The organism is Clostridium porci (assembly GCF_009696375.1).
GTDB lineage: Bacteria > Bacillota > Clostridia > Lachnospirales > Lachnospiraceae > Enterocloster > Enterocloster porci.
This window is the reverse complement of sequence record NZ_VUMD01000061.1, coordinates 1-1,713: the sequence shown is the minus strand read 5'-3', so window position 1 is coordinate 1,713 and position 1,713 is coordinate 1. Positions and strand designations below refer to the sequence as shown.

The 1,713-nt window shown below is 37.4% G+C and carries 1 protein-coding gene; it reads left to right on the top strand.

Annotation, left to right across the window (positions count from 1 at the left end):
- Window positions 1-173 precede the first annotated feature (173 nt).
- A complete protein-coding gene (locus FYJ39_RS20340; protein WP_154474118.1) occupies window positions 174-1,661 on the top strand; it encodes an IS1182 family transposase in 1,488 nt (495 codons plus the stop codon).
- Window positions 1,662-1,713 lie beyond the last annotated feature (52 nt).

Genomic DNA, 1,713 nt, shown 5'->3' with positions numbered 1-1,713 from the left:
CAGACTGTAGACAAAGTCCCGGACAGAAGTCCGGGTTTTTCTTTTATCAAGTTTTCCACATTTCTAACTTTTTTCCATAGATTTACCAAGAAAAATGGTTCGGTTATCAACTTTATTTTCCAAGGTTTTTCAAGCACTTCATGATATAATTAGGGTATCAGGAGGTAGTGCTTATGATGACGAAAAATGCAGATAAAAAAAGAGAACAAATACAGATGTTTTGTATGGATGATATGGTTCCTCAAAACCATATGCTTCGCTTGATAGACAAAGCGATTAACTGGAACTTCATTTATGAACTTGTTGAAGAAAAATATTCTCCTGATAACGGACGTCCAAGTATGGATCCAGTTATGCTGATTAAAATTCCTTTTATTCAGTACCTTTATGGCATAAAAAGTATGCGACAAACAATCAAAGAAATTGAAGTAAATGTTGCATATCGATGGTTTCTTGGATTGGATATGTTGGATCCCGTACCACATTTTTCTACGTTTGGAAAGAACTATACACGTCGTTTTAAAGATACAGATCTTTTTGAACAGATTTTTTCAAAGATTTTAGAAGAATGCATGAAATTCAAATTGGTGGATACAGAACATATTTTTGTGGATTCTACACATGTGAAAGCATGTGCAAATAGTAAAAAGATGAGAAAACGGGTGGCACATGAACAGGCATTATGGTACGAGCAGGAATTAAAAGAAGAAATTCAGAAAGACCGGGCGGCACATGGGAAGAAACCTTTGAAAGATAATGATAAAAATGATTCTCCACCACCAACTGCAAGCGGAGGAGAAAGTTTTGCAGATGAAACAGAATCTCAGATTCCGGAAGGAGCAAAAACACAAAAGTGCAGCACCAGCGATCCGGAAAGTGGCTGGTTTCGTAAAGGAGAACATAAACATGTTTTTGCATATGCAGTAGAAACAGCTTGTGATAAACATGGTTGGATTTTAGGATATACTGTTCATCCCGGAAACGAACATGATAGCCGTACATTCCCGCTATTGTATGAGAAAATAAAAGATTTCAAACCGGATATGATGATAATGGATGCCGGCTATAAAACGCCTGCCATCGCCCATCTTCTCTTGGAGGATGGAATCCAACCTCTTTTTCCGTACAAACGACCAATGACGAAAGAAGGTTTTTTCAAAAAATATGAGTATGCCTACGATGAGTATTATGATTGTTACGTCTGTCCTGGAAACCAGGTTTTAAAATACAGTACAACAAATCGAGATGGATATCGTGAATATAAGAGTTGCGGATTGTTCTGTAGTAGTTGCCCATACTTGCATCAATGCACAGAAAGTAAAGATCATGTAAAAGTCATTACCAGACATGTATGGGAAGAATACATGGAGAAAGCAGAAGATATTCGCCATACAATAGGTAACAAAGAAATATATCAACAACGAAAGGAAACGATTGAGCGACTTTTCGGAACAGCAAAAGAACAACATAGTTTCCGTTACACTCAATACATAGGAAAAGCACGGATGGAAATGAAAGCCGGGCTTACGTTTGCGTGTATGAATTTGAAAAAGCTGGCAAAAATTTTAGCAATCAGGGAATCTAAAATGAAAGAATCTTGGAGTTTTTTAAGATTTTTATTAAAACAGAGGCTATTTACAGAAAAGTGGTGCTGGGGATAACTCCCAGCACCAACTTTGTCTACAGTCTGAAGAGGCAGCCATACGGCCGCCT

Coding starts and splice junctions, on each gene's coding strand:
- FYJ39_RS20340 (WP_154474118.1), top strand. CDS start 174: ATGATGACGAAAAATGCAGATAAAAAAAGAGAACAAATACAGATGTTT.